The sequence below is a fragment of the Secundilactobacillus paracollinoides DSM 15502 = JCM 11969 genome (assembly GCF_001311135.1).
In the GTDB taxonomy this organism is placed as follows: domain Bacteria; phylum Bacillota; class Bacilli; order Lactobacillales; family Lactobacillaceae; genus Secundilactobacillus; species Secundilactobacillus paracollinoides.
This window is the reverse complement of sequence record NZ_BBAG01000042.1, coordinates 19,558-27,255: the sequence shown is the minus strand read 5'-3', so window position 1 is coordinate 27,255 and position 7,698 is coordinate 19,558. Positions and strand designations below refer to the sequence as shown.

Genomic DNA, 7,698 nt, shown 5'->3' with positions numbered 1-7,698 from the left:
CGATAAAATCCAAAACCGGGATTTTTTCGCCAGAGTGCCTTACGCAGGAGCCCCTTAACCGCCTCGCTCCACACTCTTTACTTATTAATATTAGTCATATCAATAGGAACAACCCACTGATCAAACTGTTCCTCAGTAACCAACCCAGACTTCAAGGCGGCTACCTTCAACGTAGTGCCCTCTTTTTCAGCAGTCTGTGCAATCGTCGCACTTTCATGGTAGCCAATGTGTGGTGATAATGCAGTCACTGTCATGAGTGAATTATCCACCAATTCTTCCATCCGCTCTGCATTGACCGTCAACCCAGCAATCATCTTGTCCGCAAAGCCGCGCATGGTGCCTTCAAGCAGTTCTGCTGATTCCAAGAAGGCATCGATCAAAACTGGCTTATAGACGTTCATTTCAAAGTTCCCCTGACTAGAAGCCACGTTAACCACAACATCGTTTCCCATAACTCGGACAGCAGCCATCGTAATGGCTTCAGCTTGAGTTGGGTTAACCTTCCCAGGCATGATCGATGAACCAGGTTCGTTCGCTGGAATGTTCAATTCATTGTAGCCGGCACGTGGACCGCTAGCTAGGAACCGGACGTCGTTGGCGATCTTCATCAGATCACTGGCCAACGTCTTGATGGCCCCGTGTACCACATTTAATCCTGAATGGTGAGCCAAGCCGTAGAATTTGTTGCTGTCGGCGGTAAACTTCAGATTGTAGAGGTCACTCATCTTTTCAGCAATGATATCGGCAAAGTGAGGCGCAGCGTTCAACCCTGTTCCAACGGCAGTTCCACCCATAGCGATTTCGCTTAAGGTCTGGCCTAAGGTCTTCAAATAGTCTAAATCATGTTCCAAAGCACTGACCCAACCGCTAACTTCTTGACCAAACGTTAATGGCGTTGCGTCCTGCAAATGAGTTCGGCCGATTTTAACGGTGGTCCAGTATTTTTCTTGCTTCTGCTTTAATTCATCAATTAAGTGTTGTAATGAGGCTTCTAAGCGGTTCACAGCCGCTGCCGCAGTCAAATTCATGGCTGTTGGGAAGATATCGTTTGAACTTTGACCATGGTTAACGTCATCGTTTGGTAAGATTTCAATGTCTGCGTTAATCTTTGCGGCCTGATGAGCGACGACTTCGTTCACGTTCATGTTCGTTTGGGTGCCTGAACCGGTTTGGTAGACAACTAGTGGGAAGTCCTTGCGCAGGTCTTCGTCGCTGAGTGCTAATAACGTGTCAATGGCTTCAACGATTAAGTCAGCCTTCTTGCCATCAATCGCTTCAACTTCCTTGTTCGCAATGGCAGCGGCCTTTTTGATTTGGAGTAAGGCCTTAATGATTTCAAGTGGCATCTTTGCGCCAGTCGGGAAATTGTTACGACTCCGTTCCGTTTGAGCGCCCCAAAGTGCGTTCACTGGTATCTTAACTTCGCCGATAGTGTCTGATTCGATTCGGTAATCTTCTGTCATGAGATGTTGCTCCATAAAATTAAAATTAAAATTAAATGAGAATAACGCTTATGTACAATTATTAACAACCATACTAATAGTACCACGTCATTATAGTCAACCTTTCATTAAATTATAATCATTCCTTATATTGCGCCTATTATTCCGATTGCCATTAAAAAAAAGCCCCAAAATGCGTAGTGTCACGTTTTAACACTTATCAAAATAACCCCCAGTTATCGCAACTATTAAACAGCGGTCTTGCAAATTCATAAAACGCTTCAATTTTTTAATCAGAACAGGTATCATCTAACTAAGATCAACACGCTTCTCATTTAGGATGTTAGGAGGTGCCTTCACTTATGAAAGACATTAAACAACAAGAACAAATTGCCAACATTGCCAGAGATTACTACCTTTCCAAGCTCACAATTTCTCAAATATCCAAAAAATACCAGCTCAGTCGTTATTTGATCTCAAAATACTTGGATGACAGCGTGAGTACCGGTTTAGTTAAAATTACGATCAACGCCCCAATCGATCGTAACCTGGAGATGGAAGCTCAGTTCAAAAAAATGTTTACTATTCAAAATGCCTTTATCTTGAAGGATGCGGACACCACCAACGATGATTACGAAAACATCGTTTCATTTGCGGCTGAAGAAATTCAAACAATGATTCATCAAAGCACCATTGTTGGCGTGGCTTGGGGCGGCACAGTGGCAACCGTCATTAACCATTTCCAGCCTGAAGTCAACGATGATGTGACCTTCACCCAATTTGCCGGTGATAATCTCAAATATAATTCGGCGTTCGGCTCAACACCACTCGTCCAAAAGGCGGCTGCCAAGTTCGACGCCCGCTACCTCACCCTGCCGGGACCGCTTTACATCCTCAATGATGACATTCGCACGACCTTTCAACAGGAACCCGCAATGATTCCGACCTTCTCGGCAATGTCACGGATGGATATGCTGTTTTCGGGGCTTGGCACCATGGCGTCAGTCGACTCAATTCCCCAGTGGCGTAATCACCGTGACGAAATCTTGGGTAACGCTGATGACAGTGACGTCGTGGGCTTCCTGTATGGTCGACCCTACGATATCAATGGTCTGATTTTAAACGCGCAACGTGACAAGTTTTTCGGTGCTTCTCTCGATAGCATCATGGCCGTCACTCACAGAGTCGGTATTGTAAAAAGTAAGTTTAAGGGCCGCACACTGCTGGGAGCGTTACGCGGTGGGCTCCTAACTGATATCGTCACAAACGAATCGGTCGCAAACCGGGTCCTACTTGAGGATCATCACAACTAAAACAGATGGGGCATCACTCAGGAATGACATCGTGAACACTGTCATTCCTTTTTGAACAACATCTTCTTATATAATTGTAGGATTAATAACACAATTGAGGAATACTGAACATAATTCTTTATTTATTTAAAATCCCCCTAATGTGTAAAATATTTTTGGCCATCCTACAAAATGCATAGTCGTAACCAGCGTCACAGCAAAGAAAACGCATTCATAGTAGTTGCTTTCAGACCGAAATTGCATTACAATTTATTCGTATATTATATGACTAGGAATATATTAAGTTAATTTGAGGTGAGACTTGTGAAAATAACAGCAATTGTTGGTTCTAACTCGAAACACTCTGCCAACCGCAAACTGCTCCAGTTTATGAGTCGCCATTTTGATGACCAAGACATTACGGTAGCTGACATTGACAAAGTACCAATGTTTAACGAAAACTACCCTGGGGGCGACCCCCAATCGGTCACCGACCTGGCGCAACAGATCGAACAGTCAGACGCCGTCATTATCAGTTGTGCCGAGCACGCCCACACAGTTTCCTCTTCATTGAAGAGTGTGATTGAATGGCTGTCATACAACGTGCACCCCTTTGCAAACAAGCCCGTCATGATCGTCAGCGTGTCTTCCCTACCACAGGGAGGATCACGGGCACAAATGGCCCTGCGTCAGATTCTAAATTCTCCCGGCGTCAACGCTGAAGCTTGGCAGGGGGATGAATTTCTCTTAGGAAATGGCGACACTGCGTTCGACGAAAACGGGGATGTTAAGGATGAAGGCACCGTTAAATTCTTAGATAAATGTTTTGCCGAATTCTTGACGTTTGCTGAACGTCAAAATGCGAAGTAAGGAGGTCCGATAAATGAAATTTGCTGCAATTGTCGGCACAAACGCTGACTTTTCATACAACCGTCTGTTACTTCAATATATGAAGAAACACTTCAAGCAATTAGCTGATATCGACGTATTAGAAATCAACCAACTGCCAGAATTCGACCAGGATCTGCCCTATGAGGAACAGTCCATGGCCGTTTGGAAATTCAAGCAGGCTGTAAAAAATGCGGATGGCGTCATTTTCTCTTGTCCAGAGTATGACCACGCTATCCCAGCAGCACTCATTAGCGCCATTGAGTGGCTATTCTACAATCCCAAGAATATTTTGGAACGCAAACCAACCATGGTTGTCGGCGTTTCATACGGGACTCAGGCAACGTCACGGGCACAAGAACAAGTGCGCCAAATCTTGGCTTCACCAGACTGTAACGCTGCCGTTCAAGCTGGTCATGAAGTCCTTGTCGGTAGAGCTGCCCAGAGTTTCAGCAAAGACGGTAATATCACCGATCAAGACGCTGTGGCTAACCTGGAAGAAAGCTTTACCAGCTTCGTGCAAATGACCGACGCTTTAAGTAAACAAACTGAGGAGGATGACCTTATGACTTTGAAACAACCATTTGTGAACGATGCCTACATCAACTTCCCTACTGGACGGTTAACGTTCAAGGAAGCCCAACAAATTTTCAGCACCATTCCGTTTGAAATCGACCTGATCGACCGCACCGACCACTTTGCCTGGTATTCCGATAAACCAAACCGGGAACATGTCCGTCACGTTAACGAAATCGGTGAAACTGTGGAAGAATGTCACCCACCGAAGGCCTTGCCAGCCGTTAAAGCCATTATCAACAGCTTCAAAGACGGCTCACGTGACATGGTGGAACGCCCATTGATCATGCACGGTCACCGGACTTTGATCCAGTACTATGCCCTGCGTGACGTTGACGGCTCATACCTTGGAACGATTGAATTCACTGGGAGTGTTGAACACATTATCGGCTTGTTCGAAAAAGGTGCCTTTACCGATGTCATGAGCGGTGCTTCAAAACACGGTGATGACGCTGCTAAACCAGCCAGCGCCGATGCAACAACTGGTGCTTCTGAAGACACCGGTGCACCGGTCGACGACGCCGCTGATGGTGCTGACCAAGCACAGGCGGATACTGATGCCACTACTAGTGCTTCTAAAGAAGATTAATCTACAATTAAAACCCCAGCCAAGGCAATTCTGCGTTGTCTTGGCTGGGGTTTTTGTTTTTGCAGTTTTAATGTCATTCCGAGCGCCCTTCACTTGAAAGGCTAATACTTGGTGATAGTTCGTTGCATTCCGCAATTTGGCACTCCGCGTAGTGGCTCGCGACTCCGCGCCAAATTGGTCCATTCCACTGACGTTGAACTTACTCGTTATCACTGGTTAAGTATCACAATGTGCGTTAAAACTAGTTTGCGAAGAATCCGCCCTCGACTGCCAGTAAGCCTATTGACAGCAATGCTTGTCACGATTTGCAAGTCTCACCAGTAATGATTAGAAGATAGGCTTCATGACCGCACTTATGAGAAACCACCATCCAGGATGACTATTACCAGTATTGCAGCGAAGCGACATTAAAGTGCTACTTTAAATTACTCAACAATAGAAAGCCCATATAACAATAAAAAGCAGCTATTCGCGTTAACCATTCGTTAACCCAGATAGCTGTTTTAAATTTAAAGCGTCTCACTAAACGCCAACAAATCCCGCCGTTTCTGCACCGTATAGTGGGCTTCCGGCATCTTAACCGGATGGCCCCAAACATTATATAAAATACCAGTCTGCGTATAGCGCGGATCCAGGGCTAGTTTTGCGACCAGTTTAGATTCAGATTTAGCCGGCACATTGTACAAGCCGCGCAACGTTTTCGCCATGGCGGATGCATCCGTGCCCATACCCGTTCGGATCAGACCTGGGTTAAAACAGTTAATTGTGATGCCGTCGCGTTTATATCGCCCAGCAAGCGCCTGCGTGAATAACATTTTGTTTGAAAACGCCGCGTCGATCACCTGCGACCCGTTCAAGCCGGCACAGCTTGGGTCATCAGGGATCAACACGGGCTGGTTCTTCGCCACCAATGCCAAGCCGAGCACGTTGAGCACCCGCGCGCCCTTCCGCAACCGGTCGTGAAGTTCCGTCGTCAACCAGTATGTGGCGGCATAGTTTAAAGCATAACTCGTGTTCACACCCTCCGCCGTTGGCGTTTGTGGCAGCGTGACCCCGCCCGCCGCATTGATCAGGCGTCCAACCGAATATTTTGGTCGATCAGCCGCTCGTGCAACGCCTTAATATCGCTATGCAGCGTGAGATCACACAACTCGGCCCAGATCAGCGGGTTGTTGGACCGCCGCTGAATCTCTGCCACCGCCGCATCCGCTCGTGATTGACGATGTCCCAAAATAATGACTTCTGCACCGGCCTTCGCCAATGAGATTGCGGCCGCTTTGCCGACACCTGACGTTCCGCCTGAGATCAACACAATTTTGTTTTCCACCTTGGGTTGCTTCACCGTAATTCACTCCCTGTTTCAGTTTCATTACGATAATGTTACACGATTATTTCCGGTTTTGCACGGGCTTTGGCGCATCTTGTTTAATCTTATTAGAAAGTAAAACAGTTGGTAACAAAATGACCAGTGCGGCAATTGAAATGATCAGGAACCCATATTGAAATGCGTCGAGTCGAATGGTCACTAAATGCTGATGGACAAACGATTGCAGCATATTATCGGCCACTGTATAACGGCCGGCTTTCAGATGAGTTTCGAACGTTTTCACGTGCGCCGTTGAGAAGGCCGTCACCACCGTGGTGATCAGCGCTGACCCAAACGCACTACCGATATTTTGCACGATCCGCGATCCGATCGTCGCTGCCGGCACATCGCTGCCCGCCATGCCGCTATATGAATCGGCCATTAACGGTGTCAAGATGCCACCAGCACCAATGCCGCGGACCAGCAGAACGGCTGCGATAACCCAGTAAGAAGTGTGTTGATCGATCCAGAAAAACGGAATTGTCCCAACGAATGTGATGAGACAGCTGACCAATACAACGTATTTGGCGCCAATACTGTCCGTGAGTCGGCCTGTCATCGGCCGTGAGATCAGCATCCCGACTCCTTGCGGCACCAGCGCTAAGGCGGCCATGATGACACTCATGCCGCGCACGTTTTGAAAGTACAGCGGCAGCAGTAACATAGCGCCGTTGAGCACCGTACCAGCAATAAAGAGCCCAATAACGGAGCCGTCAAACGACTGGAACTTAAATAGTTTCAAGGGTAAGACTGCCCGGTCGCCCCGGATGGCTGCCCAGAGCACGTACAGCACCAGCGCAACTGCCCCAGCAATTAAGAATGTTACCGTGGTGTGGTTGCTGAAACTAGCCGTGTGGGCGGCTTTCACAACCCCGTAGATCATACTGCTAGTGGCTGCAATCAGCAGCAACGTCCCAATGAGGTCTAGTTTTGCCTGTTTATTTTGTGCTGGGTAGTTTGGCATCTTCCAGGCAATCAGCACCAGCGCAATGAGCGTAACCGGCACGTTGATCCAGAAGATCCAGTGCCACGACAGAAACTTGATGATGATGCCGCCGATTACTGGACCAACTAACGGACCAAGGATCATCGGTAACCCCACCGTTGCCATCATTTGCCCCATGACTTCGGCACCGGCTGTCTGGACCAGCAAAGTGGTCAGCAGCGGCATGATCAGGCCACCGGCGAACCCCTGGACGAGGCGCGCAGCAATCAAAAACTGAATGTTTGGTGAAATGGCAGACAGCACTGACCCGATCCCAAATAACAGCTCCCCCGTCATGAAGACGTATTTGCCATCAAAATGGTTGATCAGCCAACTGGAAAACGGCACAGCCACCCCAGTTGCCAGCATGTAGCAGGTAATCGTCCACTGCACGGTCGTGACCGAACTGTGAAAACTTGAAACGAGATTGTTGATTGCGATGTTCATCATGGTGGAGTCCAGTAATGGTGCCATGGCCCCGAACACCACCACCCAGGCAACGGTCATGGTTGCCTTTGAAATTTGTGGTTTAGTTTGCATGTTATCCTCCTGAATAAGAA

At 47.6% G+C, this 7,698-nt stretch carries 7 protein-coding genes; 3 read left to right on the top strand and 4 right to left on the bottom strand.

What is annotated here, in order from left to right; genetic code table 11:
* Positions 1 to 77: 77 nt before the first annotated feature.
* A complete protein-coding gene (locus JCM11969_RS12240) occupies positions 78 to 1,463 on the bottom strand; it encodes a class II fumarate hydratase (RefSeq protein ID WP_056987983.1) in 1,386 nt (461 codons plus the stop codon).
* Positions 1,464 to 1,804: 341 nt separating this feature from the next.
* Here JCM11969_RS12240 and JCM11969_RS12235 point away from each other — a divergent pair, with 341 nt between their 5' ends.
* From JCM11969_RS12235 to JCM11969_RS12225, 3 genes are all read left to right on the top strand, one after another.
* Entirely contained in the window at positions 1,805 to 2,755 is a 951-nt protein-coding gene (locus JCM11969_RS12235; RefSeq protein WP_054711621.1) for a sugar-binding transcriptional regulator, read from the top strand.
* A gap of 303 nt (positions 2,756 to 3,058) precedes the next feature.
* On the top strand, positions 3,059 to 3,604 hold the full coding sequence (locus tag JCM11969_RS12230; protein ID WP_054711619.1) for an NADPH-dependent FMN reductase: 546 nt from the start codon (positions 3,059 to 3,061) through the stop codon (positions 3,602 to 3,604).
* A 13-nt stretch (positions 3,605 to 3,617) separates the two neighbouring features.
* The gene (locus JCM11969_RS12225; protein WP_054711618.1) at positions 3,618 to 4,787 is read left to right on the top strand and encodes an NAD(P)H-dependent oxidoreductase; all 1,170 of its coding nucleotides are present in this window, start codon (positions 3,618 to 3,620) and stop codon (positions 4,785 to 4,787) included.
* A gap of 509 nt (positions 4,788 to 5,296) precedes the next feature.
* Here the strand turns inward: JCM11969_RS12225 and JCM11969_RS12220 are convergent.
* From JCM11969_RS12220 to JCM11969_RS12210, 3 genes are read right to left on the bottom strand one after another with little or no spacing between them, the layout of a single operon-like run.
* Entirely contained in the window at positions 5,297 to 5,806 is a 510-nt protein-coding gene (locus JCM11969_RS12220) for a Rossmann-fold NAD(P)-binding domain-containing protein (RefSeq protein ID WP_054711616.1), read from the bottom strand.
* Between the two features lie 50 nt (positions 5,807 to 5,856).
* Entirely contained in the window at positions 5,857 to 6,129 is a 273-nt protein-coding gene (locus JCM11969_RS12215) for an SDR family NAD(P)-dependent oxidoreductase (RefSeq protein WP_054711614.1), read from the bottom strand.
* A gap of 46 nt (positions 6,130 to 6,175) precedes the next feature.
* Complete coding sequence (locus JCM11969_RS12210) at positions 6,176 to 7,678, bottom strand: MDR family MFS transporter (protein ID WP_054711612.1); 1,503 nt, start codon at positions 7,676 to 7,678, stop codon at positions 6,176 to 6,178.
* Between the last annotated feature and the right edge of the window lie 20 nt (positions 7,679 to 7,698).